At 72.3% G+C, this 21,726-nt stretch carries 18 protein-coding genes; 3 read left to right on the top strand and 15 right to left on the bottom strand.

What is annotated here, in order from left to right; all coding sequences use genetic code 11:
* Window positions 1–24 precede the first annotated feature (24 nt).
* The 3 genes from ABZ910_RS27365 to ABZ910_RS27375 all read left to right on the top strand — a co-directional run bounded on the left by ABZ910_RS27365 (window position 25) and on the right by ABZ910_RS27375 (window position 2,241).
* The gene (locus ABZ910_RS27365; protein WP_361369779.1) at window positions 25–990 is read left to right on the top strand and encodes an alpha/beta hydrolase; all 966 of its coding nucleotides are present in this window, start codon (window positions 25–27) and stop codon (window positions 988–990) included.
* A gap of 400 nt (window positions 991–1,390) precedes the next feature.
* Window positions 1,391–1,564, top strand: coding sequence for a hypothetical protein (locus tag ABZ910_RS27370; protein WP_361369781.1), 174 nt, complete (start codon window positions 1,391–1,393; stop codon window positions 1,562–1,564).
* Window positions 1,561–2,241, top strand: a complete 681-nt coding sequence (locus ABZ910_RS27375) for a phosphatase PAP2 family protein (RefSeq protein ID WP_361369783.1) — start codon at window positions 1,561–1,563, stop codon at window positions 2,239–2,241. Before ABZ910_RS27370 ends, ABZ910_RS27375 begins: the two co-directional genes overlap by 4 nt.
* A gap of 128 nt (window positions 2,242–2,369) precedes the next feature.
* Here the strand turns inward: ABZ910_RS27375 and rfbC are convergent, their stop codons facing one another.
* Genes rfbC through asnB form a run of 15 tightly spaced genes read right to left on the bottom strand, consistent with a single transcriptional unit; the run spans window position 2,370 to window position 21,725 of the window.
* On the bottom strand, window positions 2,370–2,921 hold the full coding sequence (gene rfbC, locus ABZ910_RS27380; protein WP_361369785.1) for a dTDP-4-dehydrorhamnose 3,5-epimerase: 552 nt from the start codon (window positions 2,919–2,921) through the stop codon (window positions 2,370–2,372).
* On the bottom strand, window positions 2,918–4,150 hold the full coding sequence (locus ABZ910_RS27385; protein ID WP_361369787.1) for a polysaccharide pyruvyl transferase family protein: 1,233 nt from the start codon (window positions 4,148–4,150) through the stop codon (window positions 2,918–2,920). The genes rfbC and ABZ910_RS27385 overlap by 4 nt, the downstream gene beginning before the upstream one ends.
* Window positions 4,147–5,094 (bottom strand): glycosyltransferase family 2 protein, encoded by a 948-nt coding sequence (locus ABZ910_RS27390; RefSeq protein ID WP_361369789.1) that lies wholly within the window; start codon window positions 5,092–5,094, stop codon window positions 4,147–4,149. Before ABZ910_RS27390 ends, ABZ910_RS27385 begins: the two co-directional genes overlap by 4 nt.
* Complete coding sequence (locus ABZ910_RS27395) at window positions 5,091–6,401, bottom strand: hypothetical protein (protein WP_361369791.1); 1,311 nt, start codon at window positions 6,399–6,401, stop codon at window positions 5,091–5,093. The genes ABZ910_RS27390 and ABZ910_RS27395 overlap by 4 nt, the downstream gene beginning before the upstream one ends.
* Window positions 6,398–7,693, bottom strand: coding sequence for a DUF4910 domain-containing protein (locus tag ABZ910_RS27400; protein WP_361369793.1), 1,296 nt, complete (start codon window positions 7,691–7,693; stop codon window positions 6,398–6,400). Before ABZ910_RS27400 ends, ABZ910_RS27395 begins: the two co-directional genes overlap by 4 nt.
* Window positions 7,681–8,706, bottom strand: coding sequence for an SDR family oxidoreductase (locus ABZ910_RS27405; RefSeq protein ID WP_361369795.1), 1,026 nt, complete (start codon window positions 8,704–8,706; stop codon window positions 7,681–7,683). Before ABZ910_RS27405 ends, ABZ910_RS27400 begins: the two co-directional genes overlap by 13 nt.
* 3 nt (window positions 8,707–8,709) lie before the next feature.
* Entirely contained in the window at window positions 8,710–9,357 is a 648-nt protein-coding gene (locus ABZ910_RS27410; RefSeq protein WP_361369797.1) for a PIG-L deacetylase family protein, read from the bottom strand.
* Window positions 9,354–10,151 carry a glucose-1-phosphate cytidylyltransferase gene (locus ABZ910_RS27415; RefSeq protein WP_361369799.1) on the bottom strand — a complete coding sequence of 266 codons (798 nt, stop codon included), beginning with the start codon at window positions 10,149–10,151 and terminating at the stop codon, window positions 9,354–9,356. The genes ABZ910_RS27410 and ABZ910_RS27415 overlap by 4 nt, the downstream gene beginning before the upstream one ends.
* On the bottom strand, window positions 10,148–11,413 hold the full coding sequence (locus tag ABZ910_RS27420; RefSeq protein WP_361369800.1) for a class I SAM-dependent methyltransferase: 1,266 nt from the start codon (window positions 11,411–11,413) through the stop codon (window positions 10,148–10,150). Before ABZ910_RS27420 ends, ABZ910_RS27415 begins: the two co-directional genes overlap by 4 nt.
* On the bottom strand, window positions 11,410–12,729 hold the full coding sequence (locus tag ABZ910_RS27425; RefSeq protein ID WP_361369802.1) for a glycosyltransferase: 1,320 nt from the start codon (window positions 12,727–12,729) through the stop codon (window positions 11,410–11,412). Before ABZ910_RS27425 ends, ABZ910_RS27420 begins: the two co-directional genes overlap by 4 nt.
* Window positions 12,730–12,731: 2 nt before the next feature.
* Window positions 12,732–14,066: an O-antigen ligase family protein gene (locus tag ABZ910_RS27430; RefSeq protein WP_361369804.1), complete on the bottom strand. Its 1,335-nt coding sequence runs from the start codon at window positions 14,064–14,066 to the stop codon at window positions 12,732–12,734.
* A 1-nt stretch (window position 14,067) separates the two neighbouring features.
* The gene (locus ABZ910_RS27435; RefSeq protein WP_361369806.1) at window positions 14,068–15,603 is read right to left on the bottom strand and encodes a right-handed parallel beta-helix repeat-containing protein; all 1,536 of its coding nucleotides are present in this window, start codon (window positions 15,601–15,603) and stop codon (window positions 14,068–14,070) included.
* Window positions 15,604–15,611: 8 nt separating this feature from the next.
* Entirely contained in the window at window positions 15,612–17,585 is a 1,974-nt protein-coding gene (locus ABZ910_RS27440; protein WP_361369808.1) for an alginate lyase family protein, read from the bottom strand.
* Window positions 17,582–19,762, bottom strand: coding sequence for a bi-domain-containing oxidoreductase (locus ABZ910_RS27445; RefSeq protein ID WP_361369810.1), 2,181 nt, complete (start codon window positions 19,760–19,762; stop codon window positions 17,582–17,584). Before ABZ910_RS27445 ends, ABZ910_RS27440 begins: the two co-directional genes overlap by 4 nt.
* Before the next feature lie 16 nt (window positions 19,763–19,778).
* A complete protein-coding gene (gene asnB, locus ABZ910_RS27450) occupies window positions 19,779–21,725 on the bottom strand; it encodes an asparagine synthase (glutamine-hydrolyzing) (protein ID WP_361369812.1) in 1,947 nt (648 codons plus the stop codon).
* Window position 21,726 lies beyond the last annotated feature (1 nt).

Consider the following 21,726-nt stretch of genomic DNA (forward strand, 5'->3'; position numbering starts at 1 on the left):
AGGCCGCAGGCGAAAGGCACCACCATGAGCAGCACTGCCCCCACGTACTACCGTGGCCAGCGGGCCTGGCGCGAGCTGCAGCAGTCCCTGCCCGAGCGGCTCCGCCTGACGGACACCACCGTGCCCGAGGAGGAGTTCTGGGACTGGCACGGCCACCGCGTCCACCTCGACCGCTACCCGAACCCCGCCGCGAAGGCCAAGGTCGTCCTGCACCACGGTGTGGGCACCAATGGCCGCCAGATGTCCCTCATTCTGGGTGCCCCGCTTGCCGCCCGCGGCTTCGAGACCGTCGCCCTGGACAACCTCGGCTACGGACTCACCCAGGTCCGGCCCGGCGCCACCCCCTCGTACGACGACTGGGTCGACCTGGTCGTCGACTTCCTTGCCCGCGAGCGTGCACGCGACGACCGCCCGATCGTGCTGTACGGACTGAGCGCGGGCGGCATGCTCGCCTACCACGTCGCCGCCAAGGCCTCCCGCGGCACCCTGGCGGGCATCGTCGGCATGACCTTCCTCGACCAGCGCAACCAGCGGGTACGCGACGAGACCGCCCACGACAAGCTCACCGCCCGCGTCGGCGCCCCCCTCATGGGCCTGTTGGCCAAGACCCCGGCCGCCTCCATGAAGTACCCGATGACCCTGGCCTCCAAGATGTCGGCCCTGGCCAACGACCCGGCCGCCATGAAGGTCCTCATGAAGGACCGCACCGCCGCCGGGAACTGGGTCAGCGTCCGATTCCTGGACCGCTACATGAACTACGCCCCCGCCGTCGAGCCCGAGGACTTCGACGCCTGCCCGGTCTTGCTGACCCAGCCCGCCGAGGACCGCTGGACCCCTCTCCACCTGAGCCGGCCCTTCCTGTCCCGCATCACCCAAGTCCCGGTCGACACCGTCATGCTCGACAACGCCGGCCACTACCCCCTCGAAGAGCCGGGGCTGACGCAGATGCAGGACACCATCGCCGACTTCGTCACCAAGCACACCGCCTGAGCCGGCATTGTCGGTCAGGGCGGCGAGTAGACACCGACTCCGATACCGTTGCCAGGGTTAGGGACAGGCCGGCGAGTTCGGGGCTGCACAGGCTGATGGCTCCCGCGTGGGCCAAGTCAGACGCGACGGGGGGCTCGGTGGTGGGGAGTTGGCGTCGGCGGAAGTCGAAAGCCACGTCGACCAGCGTCAGCGGCAGGGGATCGCTTGGCCGGAGCGGGCCTGGAAGTCGGCCCAGCCCAGTGCGCGCTTGATGTGTCGGCAATCTTGCTCGGACCAGCCGTGCGCAGCCCGTGCGTCTGGCGATCCCGGTCATGTCGGCTGGCGGCGGCGGGTAGTTCTCGGGGCGCGGCATCGCGCTGGCGGCGGGGGACATGGCGTCGGCCCCGACGGCAGGGGGGAGGTGCATCGCATCGGCCAGATGGTCTGCGACGGTGTGCGGCGGGTAGTGCACGCGCTCATCGGCCCGGGCGGTGATGGCCGCGACCATGCCGTTTCCGACCTGGTCGAGATTCGGATCACCATCCACCGATCACGGCAGAGCACCGCAGGTCGACCGGACGCGGTGGGCCTGTGACCCGCCGGTCGGCGCCCGCGGTGCTGCCCTCATCGCTACGCGTGTGGCTCGGGCCGATCGGGGCCCTCGCCGCGCTGGTGGTCGTCGTGCTCGGGGTCCTGTATGCCGACCACAGCAAGCCCGGCATGGTGGACGCGCGGATCGGGGCGGCGGTGGACGGGGTGGGGCCGCCGTGGCGGCACGTCGCTCTGGTCATGGACTTCTTGGGGGAGCCCGGGGTAGCGGCGACGCTGGTCGTGGCCGCCATGACAGGCTGCCTGCTGCTTCGGCGTCCTCGCACAGCGGTGCTCGCCGTTGCCGGCGTCGGCATGGCGGTGGGGACGACGACGCTGCTCAAGTCCCTGGTGGGACGCACCATCCACGGCGGGCACCTGTCCTACCCGAGCGGCCACACCGCCTTCGCCACCGCGCTCGCCCTCGTGGTGGCGCTGCTCGCGACCGACCGGCTCGGCCTCCGCAGGACGGCCGGCACGTCACTCGTGCTCGCCGCGGCGCTGGTCGCCGGCGCCGCCATGGGCTGGGCGCAGGTCGACCTGGGCGCGCACTACCCGACCGACGTCCTCGGCGGGTGGTGCACCGCGCTGGCGGTGATACCGGCGACCGCGTGGCTGATCGACCGGCTGGCTGACGGGCTGGTCGATCGGACGGCCGACTCCGGTCGGCGGGACCATCGCTGACGTCACGTCACGCCAAGCGGTGGAACACGGGCTTCACCGGTCATCTGGCCGGCCAGGGGGTGGGGTCAACTGCGTTCAGTGCGCACCCGGTCGCCGGAGTGGCGCTGTCTTTCGTGTCCGCGCCGACCTCAACTCTCTTTGTGCTTCAGGACCTCGGCGAGGCTCGGCGCCTTCCGGTCCCGCTCGGACATCGAGGTGACCGGCAGCGGCCAGGGAATGGCGAGCTCCGGGTCGTCGAAGGCGATCGTCACGTCCTCGGACGGATCGTGCGGGCGGTCGATCCGGTACGAGGTGTCGGCGGTATCGGTCAGCGCCTGGAAGCCGTGCGCGCACCCCGCCGGGATGTACAGGGTCGCCTGCGTCTCGTCGGACAGCTCGAAGAAAGCCCGGCCCAGGTAGGTGGGCGACTCCGTCCGCAGGTCCACGACGACGTCGAAGATCCTCCCGTACGAGCACCGCACCAGCTTGGCCTCGCCGACGCCGGAGCGCAGGTGCAGGCCGCGCAGCACGCCCCGGACCGAGCGGGACAGGCTGTCCTGCACGAAGGCGCTCGGGTCGAGGCCCACCGAGCGGACCACCTCGGCGTCGAAGGTGCGGGAGAAGAAGCCGCGCTCGTCGGCGTACGGCGTCGGCTCGAACAGGTACGCGCCGGCGATCGCCGGGACTTCGGTCGCTTTCATCGAGCCTCCCGCAGGACGTGGGTGTGGTCGGTCGCCGGGAACAGGGCCGCTGTCAGGGCGGTGAACTGGTCCTCAAGGCGCCGGGCGGTGACCTGGTTCTGCTCGGTGAGGGTCCGCCGTAGCTCCGCCGAGCGGTTCTCCAGCGCCCGGAACTGCTCGAGCAGCCGGTCGGCGTCGACCTCGCGAGCCGGGTGGCAGTACGCGCCCAGCCCCATCTGAGCCATGAGCGCGTCGCTCTTCGCCGCATAGCTGAGCGCGAGCGTCGGCGTGCCGACCTTCAGCGCGCAGATCAGGTTGTGGTAGCGGGCCGCCACCACGGCGTCGGCAGCCGCCATCTCCTTCATCAGGTCGGCCAGCGAGGAGGCCTCGGAGGCGGTGACCAGCGGCGAGTCCACCGCGTCGAGGATCGCGTCGACCGCCGCCATGTCGAGCTCGTCGCCGACGAGCAACCGGACCGGCCTGCCGGCCTCGACCAGCGCGCGGACGAAGCGGGTCATCCCGTCGAGGTAGCGCCGGTTGATCTCCTCGGCCCGGGCCCGGTCGTCGTTGCTTCCGTAGTAGGCCATGAGGCCGACGCAGACCGGGCCCAGCGGGCCCTCGGGTGTGCCCGCCCGCGGCGTCGGCAGGGAGAACACGAGGTCCGCATAGACCTCGTCGCGTGCGGTGTCGACGCCCATCGCCCGTATCGCGTCGCGGGACACGGAGTCCCGGTAGGACCGGTAGGCGGCCAGCCGCGCCGACCAGCGGACCAGGGCGCGGGTCGGCCGGTGGCCGATCGCGTCGGCGCCGACGCCGACCAGCGCGACCCTGGTGCCGAACAGCCGCCCGGTCGCGCAGAGCAGGAACATCGAGTACGGGAAGCCCCACGCCCTCAGCGGCAGCGTGCTCTCCAGGACGCCCGCGCCGGGCACGATCACGACATCGTGCCGGCGCACCCAGGCGGCCACGCGGAAGGCGTCGACGAGTTTGCCGACGCCCTTCGCGGCGATCGCGCCCGCGCGCGACGCGGTTCGGTACTCCCCACGGTTCCAGTGCAGCCGCGTCGCGGGGATCCCGTACCGGGCCGTGACGACCTCGGGTCCGCCGCACAGCGCCTCCACGGCGGCCTCCGGGTGCTCGGTACGGAGGTAGCCGAGCAGGGCCTCCAGCGACCCGTCGTTGCCGAGGTTGCCGGAGCCGAGCACACCGCACACCCCGACGCGCACCGCGGCCTTGTTCGCAGACGTCATGCCTGCCTCCCTTCGCGGCCGGCGACGAGGGCGTCGACGGAGACGGTGAGCCGTGCCGGGTCGACCGGTGCGCGGTCCTCGACCCGCTCGCCGGCTCCGGGCCTGACCCGGCTGGTCATCCAGGCGAGCAGATGGCGGTGGCACGCGCGCCGCTCGGCCGGGGAGAGCGGCGCCCGCCGGATCGCCGCGAGGTAGCCCCAGACGTACTCGGCGAGCAGCCGGGGTGTCGGGTGCAGCCGCCCGGCTCGACGCGGGTCCAGGTTGATGCACCGGGACCGCTTGCCGGGGTGCGCGCGCTCGGCGCGGGTGGGGTGGTCGCGGCGGAAGTACAGCACCTCCGGCACCTGGTGGAAGGGTCCGTGCAGGCCGATCTCGGCGGTGAAGGTGCGATCCGCGTGGTGGTAGCTGTCGAGCGGCTTGACCCGGCGCAGGACCTCGGCCCGTACCACCCCGTACATGTCGTCGCCGCCGGGCTCGAACAGCATGCTGCGCAGGCGCTCCGACGGGCGCGGGGAGTCGGTGGCGAGCCCGTACTCGTACGGGACCCGGACCTGGCCTTCGCCGTCGACGACGGCTTGTCCGGCGTGCGCGAGGACGATCTCCGGCCGCTCGTCCAGCGCCTCCACGCAGGCCCGCAGCAGGTCCCGGGCGTACAGGTCGTCGTGCGAGGCCCACTTGAACAGCTCGCCGCGGCTCTCGGCGAACACGCGGTGGTGGTTCGGCGCGGCGCCGATGTTGCGGGGCAGCCGGGTGTACCGGATGCGCGAGTCCCGTGCGGCGTACCGGCGGCAGATGTCCGCGGTTCCGTCGGTCGAGGCGTTGTCAGAGATGAGGAGCTCGAAGTCCTCGTAGGTCTGGCCGAGCAGGGCGTCGAGTGCCTCGGCGAGGTACTGCTCGCCGTTGTACACCGGCAGGCCGATGCTCAGCCGGGGATGTGCGGTCATGCGGTCCTCACTTCACGGATCGGGTTCTTGCGGTGTTCGCGCAGGACGGACCGCAGTTGGAGCCACCACAGGGCGGAGCCGGTGACGGTCGCGGCGGCGACGCCCCAGGCCGATCCGACCGTGCCGGCCGTCGCAGCGCCGCCGAGCCCGCCGCCGACGTACAGGACGGAGGTGATCAGCTGACAGCGCAGGCTGCGCCGGGCCGCGCCGTGCGCGCGCAGCCCCACGGCCGCGCCGACGCCGAGGCTGGAGCCGGCGACGCCGAGCGTGGCCGGCACGATGATCGCCGAGGCCGAGTGCCAGACGGCGCCGAGCACGAACACGCCGGCCCGGTCCGGCAGCAGCAGCAGCGCCGCGCCCCAGAGCAGCGCGCCGGCGGCCTGCCCGCCGCCGATCAGGAGGCAGAACACGCCCAGCCGGTTCGGTGCCTGCCGCAGCACCCGTGCCGCCTCCGCGACGGTGGCCAGCGACAGCCCCATCAGCACCGCGAGGAACGGGCCGAGCAGGAGCTCGGTGCCCCGGACTGTACCCACCGCGCCGACCCCGACGATCGCGCCGAGTCCGTACGCCCGTAGTTGGCGCGCGCCGCTGAGGCCGACGTTCTCGACCAGGTACCGGTAGCCGAGGTCGCGGTGGGCACGGAGCCACTCGCGTGCTCCGGTCGGCCGGGGCCTGATGCGGGACTGGAGGCAGCCGTAGCCCGCGGCCACCGCGGCGGACAGGCCCCAGGCGAGCACGAAGGCGCCCACGCCGCCGACGCGGGCCGCCACCACCATGGCCGGGACGAGCGCGACGCCCCACACGACGTCGTTGACGAACGCCTTCCGCCCGACGCCGGCGGCGAAGAACGAGAACCGCCAGGCGTCCTGGAGCAGCAGCGCAGGCAGGGTGACGCCGAGGCAGGCGAACGCGTTTCCCACACGCCCGCCCGCCGCCAGCCCGGCCACCAGGCACACCGCTCCGACGGCGGCCCCGACGCCGAACGCGGTACCCGACGCCCGGGCCACCGCCGCCCGCCAGGACGCGGCCGGCACGCCGCTGAAGCGCACCATGAGCGGGTCGGTGGACAGCCCGCGCGAGACGCTGAGCAACACGCCGTAGGTCACCCAGACCAGGCTGAACACGCCGAACGAGGCCAGCCCCAGCGAGCGGGCCACGTACGCCCCCACCAGGAAGTTGCTCAAGCTGGAGGCCGCCTGGTCGGCGAGTCCCCAGGACAGCCGACCGGCTAGGGCCCGCGCGGCGGACCGCCGGGCCCGTCCGGCCGGGTCGACCGCCTGGGCGGTCGTCCCGCTCTCGGTGGTCATCTGCCTTCCTTGATCAGCCCGGCCTCGTGCAGGGCGTCGGCCGCGACCGCGACGGTGTCGAACGGCAGCCCGGACCGCTCGGCGACGTCCAGCAGGCTGTGCTCGCCGTCGGAGAGGTTGAGCACCCAGAGCATGGCCATCTGGGCCTGCTTCGCGTCGCTGCGGCCGCCGAGCGAGTCGTACAGCCCGCGCCGGCCCAACTGCGGTTCGCCGTAGGGGCTGAGGTTGACGTACCGCCGGTCGCGGTCAAGGACGGCGAACGCCTCGCGGCACACGCCGAGGGTGTCCGCCATCGCCTCCGGGGAGACGAAGTCCGGGTTGTCCGCCGAGGTGTGGTACTCCGGGTACTCGGCGTACGGGGTCCGGCTGAGCGAGCCGACGCCGAGATCGAACCCGGGCGAGCAGAACTGCCGTTCGTCGTAGCCGTACGGGCTGAACTCGGTGATGCGGTGCGGGCGTTCGGAGGCGGCCAGCACGTGCCGCATCACCCGGTCGATCTGCGCGTCGCCGCGCCTGCTCCGCTTGTACGTCAGCCGGCCCGGGTCGCCGGCGCAGGCCAGCACCAGCCCGTGCTTGACCCTTCCCCCAGCTCTCGGCTCCGCGTTGCGGGCCAGCCAGGTGATCGCCCCGATGGTGCCGGGCGCGAACAGGAACCGGTAGGTGTAGTACGGCTTCTGCTCCGCCAGCGCCCGGGCCAGGAACACCGCCACCGCGATGCCGGCCAGGTTGTCGTTGGCCAGCGACGGGTGACAGACGTGGCAGGAGACGATCACCTCGTCGGCGACCTGCCCGGGGACCATGTGCTCGGCGTAGGTGAGGTGGCCGTCGGCGAGCGTGGAGTCGATCCGCACCTCGTACTCGCCGTCCGGCAGCGCGTCCAGGGTCTCCTGGGCCAGGCAGAACCCCCAGGCCGGCGTCCAGTAGCTGGTGCGGTACGGCACCCAGGACGGGTGGTCCGGCAGGGTGTGCAGGTGCTCGCGCAGCTCGGCCAGCGGCATGGTGGCCGCCACCGGCACGCTGTAGCCGAGCACGTGCAGGCTGGACGCGGCGAAGTCGACGACCCGCTTACCGGCGGCGTCGGCGACATATGCGTCCCGGATGTTCCACTCCTGCGGGATCGTCCAGTCCAGCACCTCGGTCCCGGTCGGCACCTCGTGCACCTGCAACGGGAGGTACTCGCCGACGATCTCCAAGGTGGCGCGCACGCCGTCGCCGGTGATGCTCCGGCACAGCGGGTACAGCCGCTCCACCAGCGCGTGCATCTCCTCGCCCACCGAGGTCATCGGCGCCACCGCAGGGTGTCGTCGACGGCGCCGGCGTCGGAGGCCGCGCGCAGCACGGCGAGCCGGGTGAAGCGCCGCGTGAAGTCCTCCTTGTCCAGCCCGAACTTCCGGTAGGCGTCGGCGAGTTCGAGCGCGCCGTCCTTCACCGTCCACTCGCAGTCGAAGCCGGGCACCGCGGCGCGGAACCGGGAGAAGTCCACCCGGTACGACCGCGGATCGGCGCCGGTCTCCCCGGTGATCACCACGCGCGAGCCGGACACCGCCTCGGCTACCTGCCCGGCGATCTCGGCGACCGTGACGTTGTTGGCCTCGCTGCCGATGTTGAACGCCCGGTCGTGCACCGCCTCTTGAGGTGCCGTCAGCGCGGCCGCGAAGGCCCGCGCGATGTCGGCGGCGTGCACCAGCGGGCGCCAGGGGGTGCCGTCGGAGAGCACAAGGACTTCGCCGGACAAAAGGGCGTGCCCCACCAGGTTGTTCAGCACGATGTCGGCGCGCAGCCGGGGCGAGTAGCCGAAGGCGGTGGCGTTGCGCATGTACACCGGGCTGAAGTCGCCGTCGGCCAGCGCGTGCAGGTCGTCCTCCACCCGCACCTTGGACTCCGCGTACGGCGTCACCGGGCGCAGCGGGGCGTCCTCGGCCACCAGGTCGTCTCCGCCGGCGGCTCCGTAGACCGAGCAGGTCGACGCGTACAGGAAGCGCCGCACCCCGGCGTCGCGGGCCAGCCGGGCCAGCCGCACGGACGCGTGGTGGTTGATGTCGTAGGTGAGCTCCGGCGCCAGCGATCCCAGCGGGTCGTTGGAGAGCGCCGCCAGGTGGATCACGGCGTCCACCCCGGCCACGTGTTCGGCCGTGACGTCGCGCAGGTCCACCCGGTGCCCCGGCGGGTCGGCGGGCGTCGGGCCCAGCACGCAGTCGGCGAACAGGCCGGCGTCAAGACCGACGACCTCGTGGCCGGCGGCGGCGAGGACCGGGGCCATCACGGTGCCCAGGTAACCCTGGTGTCCGGTCAGCAGTACGCGCAAGGTTCATTCCCCCAGGTCGAGAGTGAGTTTGGTGACGGCGAACGCCTCGGCGTAACGCGCGTGGCATTCGATGCCGCGGATCCGGGCCAGCCCGAGGAAGGCCTCCCGGTCGTACCAGGGCCTGTGCTGCTGCGAGGGGTAGTGCTCCTGCAGCAGCCGCACCTTGCGTTCGGCGGTCTCCGGCGACAGCGGCTGGTACGCCGCCGGACGGCCGAGGTCGCCGTCCCATTTGGCGATCTCGTAGCCGAGCACGAGATGGTCGCGGAACGCCGTGGACATCAGCTTCGCCAGGCCGCGGTGGTCCTGGTGGGCGTCCTCGGTGCGCGGGGCGAGGACGAGGCCGGGGTCGGTCTGCGCGCGCAGCTCCTCGACCGCGGCCTTGGCCTCGGACCAGTACGCGGGCATCCGGCCGTCCGGCAGTTTGAGGACGGTCAGCCGCAGGTCGGCGCCGGGGCAGAAGGCGGCGAGCGCGGCCCGCTCCTCCTGCTCCCGTTCGCTGCCGCCGCCGGAGAGCACCAGCGCGTCCACGCGGATGCCCGGCCGTGCCAGGCAGATCGTCAGCAGCGTGCCGCCGGCGCCGATGGCGATGTCGTCGCAGTGCGCGCCCACCGCGACGATCCCGTCCAGGGGCCCGGCCCCGAGCCGGATCACGCGGCCCCCACCGGGGCGCCGTCCCGCTCCCACACGGCCCACGGGCGGTCGCCCCTGGTGTAGGCGTCGTGGAGCGCGGCCCGCTCCTTCACGGTGTCGGTCGGCTGCCAGAAGCCGCGGTGCTGGTACGCCACCAGCCGTCCGCGCTTGGCCAGTTGGGCGCAGCCGTCGGCGACCAGGTCCCCGTTCTCCGGTATGTGGTCGAAGACGTCCTGGCGCAGCACGAAGTAGCCGCCGTTCTCCCACAGCGGCAGTTCGCTCACCGCGGTGATGCCCCCCACCAGACTGCCCTCGCCCAGTTCCACGCAGTGGAACGAGGACTGCGGCGGCACCACCATCATCGACGCCCCGGCGTCGCGCTGGGCGAACCGGTCGATCATCTCCGGCAGCGGGGCGTCGGTGAGCACGTCGGCGTAGTTGGCGAGGAACATCTCGTCGCCGTCCAGGTAGTGCCGCACGCGGCGCAGCCGCTCGCCGATCGGCGACTCGATGCCGGTCTCCGCGAACGTGATCGTCCAGTCGGCGATGTCGGTGGACAGCAGCTCGGTGCGCCCGCCCCGCAGGACGAAGTCGTTGGACGTCGTCTCCTCGTAGTTGAGGAAGAAGTTCTTGATGTGGTCGGCCCCGTAGCCGAGGCAGAGGATGAACTCCGTGTGCCCGTAGTACGCGTAGTAGCGCATGACGTGCCAGATCAGCGGCCGCGGGCCGACCATCGCCATCGGCTTGGGCGTGTCGTCGGAGGTGCCGTTGCGCATGCGCAGCCCGTACCCGCCGCAGAACAGGACGACCTTCATGACTCCACCTCGACAGTGCTCGATGTGACAGCGCCCGGCTCTACGACGCTCAGTTCCGGGATGGGGAAGACCAGACGGCCGCCCCAGGCGTGCACGAAGGACAGCTGATCGACCAGCTCGGCCCGCAGGTTCCAGGGCAGGACGAGCACGTAGTCCGGCTTGTCGATGCCGATCTGCTCGGGCGGCAGGATCGGGATGCGGGTGCCCGGGGTGAACCTGCCGTGCTTGTAGGGGTTGCGGTCGACCGTGTACGGGAGCAGGTCGGGCCGGATGCCGCAGTGGTTGAGGAGAGTGTTGCCCTTGCCCGGGGCGCCGTAGCCGACGACCGTCTCGCCGCGCTCGGCCGCCTCGATGAGGAACCGCAGCAGGTCCCGGCGCACCTTGGCCACCCGAGCTGAGAACTCGCTGTACCCGGACAGCTCCTGCAGCCCGGCGGCCTTCTCCCGGTCCAGCACGTCGGCCACCTGCTGGCTCGGCTCGCCGGCCGCCTCGGCCGGCCGGGCCCACAGCCGGATGGAGCCGCCGTGCGTGGGCAACAACTCGACGTCCACGAGCGCGAGTCCGCCGCTCGCCAGCGCCCGGATCGCGGACGCGACCGTGTAGTACTGGAAGTGCTCGTGGTAGATCGTGTCGTACTGGTTCTCCTCGATCAGGGTCAGCAGATGCTGCACCTCGATGGAGACCCACCCGTCGTCGGCGACCAGCGCGCGCAGCCCCCGGGTGAAGCCGACCACGTCGGGGATGTGCGCATACACGTTGTTGGCCACGACCAGGTCGGCCGGGCCGTGCTCGGCGCGGACGGCGGCGCCGACGGCCGGGCCCAGGAACTCCGTGAGCGTGGGCACGCCCGCCTCCCGCGCCGCGGCGCCCACGTTCACCGAGGGCTCGATGCCGAGGCAGCGGATGTCGCGGTCCACCATGTGCCGCAGCAGGTAACCGTCGTTGCTCGCGACCTCGACCACGAAGGCGTCGGGGCCGAGGCCCAGCCGCTCCACGGCACCGGTGACGAAGGTGCGCGCGTGCTCCACCCAGGAGGTCGAGTAGGAGGAGAAGTACGCGTACTGCGTGAACGTCTCCTCCGGCGTGATCAGCGGCGGGATCTGAGCGAGCCAGCACTCGGTGCAGACCCGCAGGTGCAGCGGGTACGCGGGCTCCGGCTGGTCCAGTTGGTCCGCGGCGAGGAAACTCTCGCACGGCGGGGTCGCCCCCAGGTCGACGACGCTCGCCAGCGCCGCCGAGCCGCACAGTCGGCATCGTGTCATCTGCTGCCCCCATCCCTGCTCGCGCGGGTGTCTCCGCCGCGAGCCAGCGTTACCGTTCTTGCCGTTCTTTCCGGTGTTGCCGTTCCTGTCGGCGCTCCTGGTTCCGCCGACGGCGCGGTGTCCTCGCCGCCTGACCACGCCGCGATCGCGGTGCGGTACCCCTCCATCAGGTTTGCCAGTCCGACGGCCGGACTGAACGCCTGTTCATAGCGGCGCCGGGCCGCCTGGCCCATCTCCCGGTTGACCGCCGGGTCGGCCGTGATCCGGCGGATGCACGACGCGAGCGAGTCCGCCTCGCCCGGCCGGTGCAGCAGCCCGGTCACCCCCTCCTCGACGAGTTCGGCGTAGGCGCCGATCCCGGCGGCGACGGTCGGGACCCCCGCTGCCATCGCCTCCACGAGCACCAGGCCGAACGTCTCCAGGGACATCGAGGGAGCCACTACGGCGACCGCCCGCGAGGCGGCCTGCCGGCACCGGGCCGGGTCGTACAGGCCGACGTACCGCACGTCGTCCCTGCCCTCCGCCCAGGCAGTCACCTCCCGTTCGAGCGGCCCCGCGCCGGCGACCACGAGCGGCACGCCCACACCGCCGTCCGCGGCGATCGCGTCCCAGGCGGCCATGAGCAGCCGTATACCCTTGGTCTCCGAGAGCCGGCCGAGAAAGAGCAGATGCTCTCCCTCGCCGACTCGGCAGGCGCCCGGGTCGGGGACGAAGTTGTGCTTCACCGCCAGCCGCTGGGAGGGCACGCCGCCCCGCGCCAGGATGTCGCGCTGTGTCGCGGAGACGCAGAAGAAGCGGTCCACGCCGGACCACCACCTCCGTCGGTTGACCGACAGGCTGACCGCGAGCGGCACCGTCGCCAGCCGGGAGCCCCGGTAGCAGCCGTGCCGGACGGCCGGCAGCGGCGCCGATCCGACGCACTCGGTGCAGAGCCGGCCGTCCCGTTGCAGCGTGCCGGGCGGGCAGACCTGGGCGTAGTTGTGCAGCGTGGCGACGACGGGCACGCGGGCGTCGGCGCAGGCGGCCAGCACCGCGGGCGACAGCAGCGGGAAGACGTTGTGGACGTGCACCACGTCCGGCCGCTCGGCGCGGAGCCGGGCGGCGAGCTCCGCCCGGACCGCCGGGTTCCACGGCACCAGCAGCGGCACCGCGGCCTTGCCCAGCAGGGACCGGTCCGCTATGTCGGCACTGCGCCGCTCGAACACCTCGACCCGGTGGCCGGCCTCGCGCAGCAGCCCCACTTCCTGGTCGACGACGTTGTTCTCCCCGCTCGGCTGCGCCGAGGAGTAGCGGTTGTGCACCATGAGGACGTGCATGCTCAGGCCACCTCCAGATCAGGACTTGACGCCGCGGGAGAGGTCGGCTCCCGCATTCCGGGCAGCCGGAGCCGCCGTCGACGCCCGGGCGGCGTCCGCGGCGGCGCGGTCTCGGCGGGCGCCGCCAGCAGCGAGGCGGCCAGGGCCAGATGCAGCAGATACGCCGAGGCGTCGCCCAACCCGACTTCGGTGTACGACGAGATGGCGCAGTAGCTGATCAGGAAGATCGCGCAGGCCCTCGGCAGCGACGGTGGGCGCAGCAGTGCGACGCCGCCCAGCACGAGGACGATCGCCGCCACGAGGGCGTCGCCGATCAGCCCCTGCTCGTTGTAGACGGCCAGCCAGCTGCTGTCGATCGGCAGGCCCTCGAACGACTTGTCGCCCAGGCCTGTGCCGAACAACTGCTGCGAGGTCGACCGCGGGGCCGAGAGCAGGGCGTGCCAGACCTTGGCCCTGCCGGTGAAGCTGGCGAAGTTCTGCTGGCTCTGTCCGCGCAGGAACCACGCCTGCAGCGCGGAGGAGAACCCCACCGCGGCCACCGTGGCGCACAGCACCACACAGGTGAAGAACCGGCGGGCGGCGGCGCTGGTCAGGATGAGCGAGAGGACCGCCAGCACCAACCCGACGAGCAGACCCAGCGTGGCCGTCCGGGTGTGGCTCAACGCGAGCAGGACGAGTGACGGCACGATGATCAGCGCCGCGCCGGTTTTGGTGGTCCGACGGCCCAGAACGAGCAGCACGGTGAGCCCGATGATCACCGCGGTGTACTGCCCGATCTGCGGCGGGGTGAGCGGCCACAGCGCGCCGACCAGCCGTCCTTGGTAGGTCGCGGGCATGGCCGCGCCGGGCGAGATGACCAGGCCGGCGGCCGCCGTCACGAGCACTGCGAAGTAGATCCGTATGTGACTCCGGACGAACGTCAGGCTGCCGTCCCACCAGCGGCTGAGGAGCCACAGCGTGGCGATGAAGAGAGTCAGTCGGGCGCAGCGGAACAGTGAGCCGGGTCCGGCCAAGCGCACACTTGAGATCGTGCTCTCCACCAGCAGGAGGGTGAGCAGGAGCAAGAAGGCGCTGGGGCGGATCCGCAGCCGGGGGTTGAGCACGAGTGCCAGCAGGAACGCGGCGACCAGCGCGCCCATGGTGGCCATCTGCATGAGGGAGCGGGGCAGCGTGATGATGGTCTTCTGCCCGGCGGAGCCGAACGTGTTGAGGGCCAGCAACGCCCAGGCCGTCCCGATGAGTTTCGGTGTGCTGCCGGCGCGTGTCCCGGCGGCGGGCGATGCGTCCGTCGCGTCCGGTCCGCCCCACGGCCCGCTGTCCATCGGTTCCCCGCCCATCTCAACCACCCGCCTGCGGACGGAGGGTGCTGTTCGTGTCCTGCCGGTACGGCGCGCTCTGCCACTGGGCGAAGTCGAGCACCCGACCCCGGTCGTGGGCGACGAAGCTCCACGGTCCGATGTAGACGTTGTCGTGCCAGCGGTTCCGCTGCCGGAAGGTGATCGCCTCGGCCACCCGGGAGCCCTTGTACGGTGACCAGTCGGGGAAGGTCCCGTGGTCGGACAGCACCGCCATCCGGCCGCACAGCCCCGCGCACCCGGCGGTGGTCGCACTCTGCACGAAGCGGTTGTCGTGGATGTCCACCCGCTGGGTCTTCCACCGGCAGTCGGAGAGCAGCGGCGCGGTGGCGATCGCCGGCCGCGCGCAGCGGTGGACGTCCCGGACCAGCAGCGTGCAGTAGTCGGACGAGGTGTTGGCCGGGCTGTTGCAGAACCGGTCGGCGTCCTCCCACAGGGTGATGCCGGACCAGTTGTCCTCCAGCTCGTTCCCGTAGACCTCGATCCGGTCCGTGCGGGCCTCGACCCGCGGTTCGCCGCCGGCCTCGGACAGGTAGACGGTTCCGTAGGGGAAGTCGTCGCCCCGGGCGGCGTACTTGCGGCCCTGGACCAGGTTGTTGCGCCGGATCATGTTGTCTCGGATGACCGCGTTGTAGCTGATCTCGTAGATCAGCGCCGGGCCGTCGTTGTCCTCGATCACGTTGTTCTCGATGAGGAAGTCGTTGTCGTCGGTGTCGGCCCACACCCCTGCGCCCCGGTTGTCGTGCACCCAATTGCCTTGTACATCGGCGCCGTTGACTGCCCAGAACTTGGCGCCTCCGCTGCAGCCGCAGCCACGCTGCCGTCGCTCCCAGTCGTCGGTGTTGTTGCCGGTGATCTCGTTGCCCTCGACCACCAGGCCGGTGACGGCGCCGGTGCCCTTGTACCCGTTGATGCCGTACTGGCCGTTCCTTCGCAGGCAGTTGTCGCGGACCTGCTGGCGGGCGCCGACCATCAGCCCCCCGCCGGAGTTGTCCTGCACCGTCGTGTGCTCGATCACCCACCCATCGGCCGAGTCGTGGTTGACCACGCCCTCGTCATGCGGCGCGGCGAAGTGCTGCACGGTCAGGTGGCGGATGGTGACGTTCTCGGCGCTCCCGCCGAACGCGATCTGGTTGACCGTCCGGCCGTCGAGGACCGCCCCCGGCGCGCCGATGTAGACGTCCCCCTCCTTGGGGAGGACCTGGCCGTGCGGCCCCGACTTGAGCGTGTGGGTACCCGGCCGGAGCCAGAACGTGGTGTGCGGAGGGCTGTCCAGGGTCTTCACGGCCAGGTCGTCGACGACCGCGGGGTCGACCGTGACGACACCCGCGGGCGCCCGCGCCGGTCCGGCCGCGGGCGCGGCGCACACGTGGGCCACGGACCCGGTCGGCGCGGGCATGGGCGCCGCCGTCGGCTCCGCCCGGTCGCCCGACCGGACGTCGCAGCCGGTCGCCGTCAGCAGGGTCAGCGCCAGCCATGCCGCCGCCGACGCCCAGCGCCGCCTCCCCCTTTCCCGCACGCGTCCCCCTAGCCGCGGAACCTGAGCACGGTGGTGAACCCGTCCGTGCCGTCGCTGAAGCCGGTGCCGACGAGGACCGTCGCGGGTTCCTTGCGCCCGAAGCCGGCGGAGTACCAACCCAGCGGCGGGTCACTCTCGCCGCGGTGCCCCTGCCAGCGCAGCTGCCCGGGCAGGTCGAGCACCGCGGAGCGGTCCTCGCCGCCCCGGGTCCAGGTGAGCACGGCCCGGCTCCCCGTCAGCTCCGCGGCGATCGACGGGCCCAGGTGGAACGCCAGCCGAACGGCCCGGCGCGGGCCGCGCACCTCGTCGACCACCCGCAACTCCCGGCTCGCGGCGGTCAGCTCCACCCGGCGGCGGTGCACCGAGCGCCCGTAGCCGGTGTGCTCGGCGGACCAGCGGGCGACGCCGGCGTCGGGCCCGCCCCGGGCACCGGTGTCCGCGAGCAGGACCCGGGTGCGGGCGTGCCGGGTCCACAGGAAGGGGCCGCCGGAGACGGACTGGTCGCCGCCGTCCAGTTCGAGCGTGTTGTGGCCGAGGGTCGACCGGAAGTACCGACGCCACTCGGGCTGCCCGTGGTAGCAGAACGTCCCCGGGTCGGCGAGCACGTCGACCCCGTCGTGCCGGACCTCCACGGACAGCGCGTCCGCGTGGGCGTGCGCGGCGATGGACAGGAAGCCGTGCGGGCCACCGTCGCAGCGGCACCAGATCTCCTCCGGGCCGCTCTCCGCCCGCGCGCGCAGAATGGTCATGCCCGCGTCGGCGAGGTGGTCCGGCCGGGTCGCCGGGCGGGTCGCGGCCGGTGCCCCGGGCCGGATCAGCGCGGCCAGCAGCGGGGTGCGTACGTCCGTGCCGGTCACGGCCGGCCACCAGTCGAGCCGGCCGAACACGGCGTCCCCGGTGGCCAGCAGCGAGGCCCAGCGGTCGGTTCCCGCGCCGTCCACGACCAGGCCGTGACCGTCGTCCGCGTCGCCCTGGCGCGGCGGCCTCAGCCGGTTGTCCACGACGGCCGCGAGCGCGTCGGTCATCCGCAGCAGCACCAGCCGGACCGACGCGGGGACCGGTACGCCCGCGGCGTCCGCCTCGGCCAGCGCGGCCAGGCCGAGCTCCAGCACGAGTCCGTGGTACTCGGTGGCCAGTTCGCGGTTGAGGCCGGAGCCGAAGGTGTTGCTCCGCAGGTGCCGCTCCAGCGACCGCAGCGCGTCGGCGCGCCAGCGAGCCGACGCGGGGAACCACCCGAACGCGCAGGCCGCGGCGAACTGCCCGGCGGCCTCGGCGACGATGTGGTTGTTGGCCGAGGAGCCCCGGCTGGGGAAGGCGGCCAACCAGCGCTGGTGGTACCAGATCTGACGCACCGCCACCGGATTCCCCTCGAACAGCCCGGCCGCGCCGGGCCAGCCGTCGAGCAGGCGGCGGACCCACACCCAGGACAGCAGCCGGATGCCCAGCTCGATGCCGCTGGTCCAATGGACCGAGCGCAGCGGAGGGTTGGCCTGCCACCAGGACCGCAGGTGCTCGGCGGCGCGCTCGGCGTACCGGTCGTTCCCGGTGATCGCGTAGGCGGCGGCGAGCACGGTCAGGTACTGATGCCGGGACAGCTCCCAGATCTGCTTGACGTCGCCGATCGCCTCCTCGTCGCGGTACGGCACGTCGAAGGCGTAGCCCGACGGGGCCCGGCGCCCGGTCTTCGGGTCGAACGACCAGTCCGGGGCGGCGAGGTCGTCGCGGACCACGCCGAAGAACTCGGCGCGCCCGTCCATCAGCCGGTCCGCCTCGGCGACGAGGCGCTTGGCGGCGTCGGCCGGCACGGCGGCGACCGTCCCGGCGGGCAGGACCGCGGTGAACCGGGCGCCGGTCACGCTCGGGCCGTCCGGCAGCGCCGACCGCCACCGCCGCCTGCGCACCGCGTCGCCCACCCGGCCGCCGACCTCCCGCGGCCCCATCCGGGACAGCCGCCGCAGGTACCAGCCCGCGCTCATGGTCATCGCGACCTCGCCAACGTCACCGGCGCGCCGCCGGCCAGGCCGGCCTGCACGGCGAGGGTGGCCGACGTGGTGGCGACCAGCGACTCCAGCGGCACCGGCATCGGCCCGCCGGTCCGCACGGCCTTGATGAACGCGGCCAGTTCGGCGGACTGGCCCTTGTCCCGGGCCTTGGGCAGCCGCGAACTGACCCACCGCTTGCGGCCGTAGACCGAGGCACGGACGAAGTCGTCGAGCCGCAGCACCTTGCCGTCCGCGACGAGGTCCAGCGTCTCCTTGGGGAAGCCGGGCGCGCCGGTGGTGACGTAGCTGATGGTGGCGGTGGACCCGTCCGGGTAGCGCAGCACGACCTGCAGGTCCTCGTTGCCGGAGGTGGCGACTGCGTACACCGATACCGGGTCGGCCTCGAGCAGCCAGCTCGCCGTGTCGATGAAGTGTCCGCCCTCGCCGGCGAAGCGCGAGCCTTCGGTGCCCTGTTGGAGGTACCAGCTGCCGTGCTGCAGTCGGCCCGCGTTGACCAGGTAGCGCAGGCTCGCCGGACCGGTCCGGGCGCCGAACCGCCTCCTGGCCTCCTGCAGCAGCGGCGCGAACCGGCGGTTGAAGCCCACCTGCAGCCGGTCGTTGCCGGATTCCTCCACCGCCGCGAGCACGCCGGCCAACTCGTCCTCGGTGAGCGCCAACGGCTTCTCCACGAACACCGTCTTGCCGGCCAGCAGTGCCTTCCGGGTCAGTTCGGCGTGCGAGCTGTGCCGGGTGACGACGAACACCGCGTCGACGGACGTGTCGCCGAGCACGGCGTCGAGATCGGTGGTCGCCTCGGCGAAGCCGAACTTCCGCTGCGCGTTGGCCGCGGACAGCGCCGTCGTGGTGACGACCGTGGACAACTCGACGCCGTCGCGCTGTGCCAGGTGCGGCAGCAGCATCGACGTCGCGTAGTTTCCCGCGCCGACGAACGCCAGCCGCACCGGCGCCTTGGCGGACCGGGCCGGGGTGGACGCTCCGCCGCCGCGTCGCACCGCGGGCACTGCCACCGCCGGGGCCTCAGGTTCTCCCGCGTGTTCGGGGTACCGGAACAGCACGGCCACGGCCTTCAGGTCGCCGTCCTTCAGGCGCTGGTACGTCTCGACGGCGTCGTCGAAGTCGGCGATGTGGGAGACCAACGGCTCCACGTCGACGCGGCCGCGGGCGAGGAGATCGAGGAAGCACGCCAGGTTGCGGCGCTCGGTCCAGCGCACGTAGCCGATCGGGTAGTCCCGCCCCTCGAGCTCGTACTCCGGGTCGTAGCGCCCGGGGCCGTAACTGCGCGAGAAGCGGACGTCGAGCTCCTTCTCGTAGTACGCGTTCCACGGCAGGTCCAGGCGGCACTTGCCGATGTCGACGACCCGGCCGCGGTCCCGGCAGAGCCGGGCGGCCAGCTCGACGGGCTGGTTGCTGCCGCCGCCGGCGGCCAGGTACACCTGGTCCACGCCGTGCCCACCGGTGAGTTCGGCGACGGCGGCTTCCACGGCCGCGGACGCGGGATCGCCGCAGGCCGCGGCGCCCAGACGCTCGGCGAGCTCGCAGCGCGCCGGGTCGGGGTCGACCCCGACGACGCGGACCCCCGAGGCGGCAAGGAGTTGCACCACCAGCTGTCCGATCAGCCCGAGGCCGATGACCAGCGCCACGTCGCCGAGTTGCGGCTCGCCGCGGCGGACGCCCTGCATCGCGATCGACCCGACGGTGCCGAAGGCCGCGTGCCGCGGCGCGAGGCCGTCCGGCACCGGGGCGTAGAGGTTCTTCGGCACCCAGTTCAGCTCGGCGTGCAGCGCGTGCTCGTTGCCGGCGCAGGCCACGAGGTCGCCGACCTTCACGTCGTCGATCCCGGCGCCGACCTGCTCGACCACTCCGCACAGCGAGTAGCCCAGCGGTGTGTAGGAATCCAGCTTGCCCATCACCTTGCGGTAGGTGGCGGGCACCCCGTTGGTGGCCACGCTCTGCATGACCTTGGCCACCTGGTCCGGCCGGGAGCGGGCCTTGCCGAGCATCGACATGCCGGCCTCGGACACCTTCATGAGCTCGGTCCCGGTGGAGATCAGCGAGTAGGCGCTGCGGACCAGCACACCGCCCGGCTTGCACCCCGGCACCGGCACGTCGAGCACCGCCAGCTCGCCGCTCTTGTAGTTCTGCACAACCTGCTTCACCCGAAGTCCCCTTGTTCTACGCCGTCTTGTACGCCGCCGAGCGAGCGTTCTGGCCGGACCCGGAGATCGCGTCGCGGTACCAGTACTCGAGGGTCAGCACATGCCACAGATGTTTGGAGAAGTCCCGCTGCCCGGCGGCGTCCTCGGCGACCATGCGCGCCAGGGCGTCGCGGCGCAGGAGCCCCGAACGGACGAGCTCACCGTCGTTCACCACCTCGCGCACCATCGGTGCCAGATCCCGGCTCATCCAGGCGCGCAGCGGGGCGCTGAACAGGCCCTTCGGCCGGTACACGATCTCCCGGGGCAGGATCGAGGTGGCCGCCTCCTTGAGGACGGCCTTGCCCTGCCGTCCGACGATCTTGCGATCACCCGGCACGGCGAACGCCGCCTTGACCACCTCGACGTCCACGTACGGCACCCGCACCTCGGTCGACGCGGCCATGCTCGACCGGTCCGTGTACGTGAGGTTCAGGCCCGGCAGGAACATCCGGGCGTCGCCCAGGCACATGCGGTTGACGAAGTCGTCGAGGTCGTTGTCCTGGTAGACGTCCGCATGCTCGGTCAGCACGTCCTCGACCGCCGGGGCCAGGTCCGGATCGACCAGGGCGAGCAGCTCGTGCTGGTCGTACATGGTGTAGCTGCGCCGGAACGCGGTCTCCTCCGGCAGATCGGCGAAGGAGAGGAACCGCTTCGCGAAGCGCACCGACCGGTACCCCCGGCGGCTCGTCGCGACCGGCAGCCGGTCCACGGCCCTGGACACCCCGCGCCGCAGGGGCAGCGGGATGCGCTGGTAGCGCAGCGCGATCAGGTTGGCCAGGTGCTTGCGGTAGCCGGCGAACAGCTCGTCGGCGCCCATCCCCGAGAGCATCACCTTGATCCCGGCCTCCCGGGCGGCCGAGCAGATCAGGAACGTGTTGATCGCGGCGGGGTCGCCGATCGGCTCGTCCAGGTGGTACGTCATCTGAGGCAGCAGGTCGAGCACGTTCGGAGCGATCTCGATCTCGTGCAGGTCGACGCCGAACCGCTCGGCCACCTGCCGGGCATAGCGCAGGTCGTCCGGCATCGCCTCGAACCTGGCGTCCTCGGCGCGGAACCCGATCGTGTAAGCGGAGATCCCGGACTGGTGGCGGGCCGCCAGTGCGGTCAGGTAGCTGGAGTCCAGCCCGCCGGAGAGGAAGGTCGCCACGGGTACGTCGGACAGCAGGTGCCGCCGGGTCGACTCCTCGACGATGGCAGCCAGGTCCGGCCGCTCGCCGCCGAGAGCCCGCTCCCGCCCCTCGGCTGCGACGTCCTTCAGGTTCCAGAACCGGCCGCGCTCCACGCGGCCGTCGGGCCGGCACCGCAGCCAGCTCCCCGGCGGCAGCTTCTCCGCCTCGCGGAACGCGCATCGTGAGTCCGGCACCCAGTAGTACAGCAGCGAGGCCACCAGCGCCGCATGGTCCACCTGCAGCGACCCGCCGGTCACGGCGGCGAGCGCCTTGAGCTCGGAGGCGAACACCAGGCCCTCACCGCGCCGGAGCAGGAACAGCGGCTTGATGCCCAACTGGTCGCGAGCGAGCACCAGTTCACCGGTCCGCTCGTCGAAGATCCCGAACGCGAACATGCCGCGCAGCCGGGGCAGGCAGTCCGTGCCCCAGCGCCGCCAGGCCTCCAGCAGCACCTCGGTGTCGGAGGTGCCGCGGAAGCGCACCCCGGCGGCGGCCAGCTCGGCACGCAGCTCGGGCGCGTTGTACAGCTCGCCGTTGTACGTCAGGGCGAGGCCGTCCGAGACCATCGGCTGGGCGCCGGTCTCGGACAGGTCGATGATGGCCAGTCGGCGGTGCCCGAGGTGCACGTCGCCGTCACCGGCGGGGTGGCTGTACCGGCCCGCCCCGTCCGGGCCGCGGTGGGCGAGGATGTCGGTGAGCCGGTCGGTCACGGCCTTCCCGTCCGGCCATCGGTAAGCGCCTGCGATGCCACACATG

Origin of the sequence: Streptomyces sp. NPDC046805 (assembly GCF_040645355.1) — a bacterium.
Classification (GTDB): domain Bacteria; phylum Actinomycetota; class Actinomycetes; order Streptomycetales; family Streptomycetaceae; genus Streptomyces.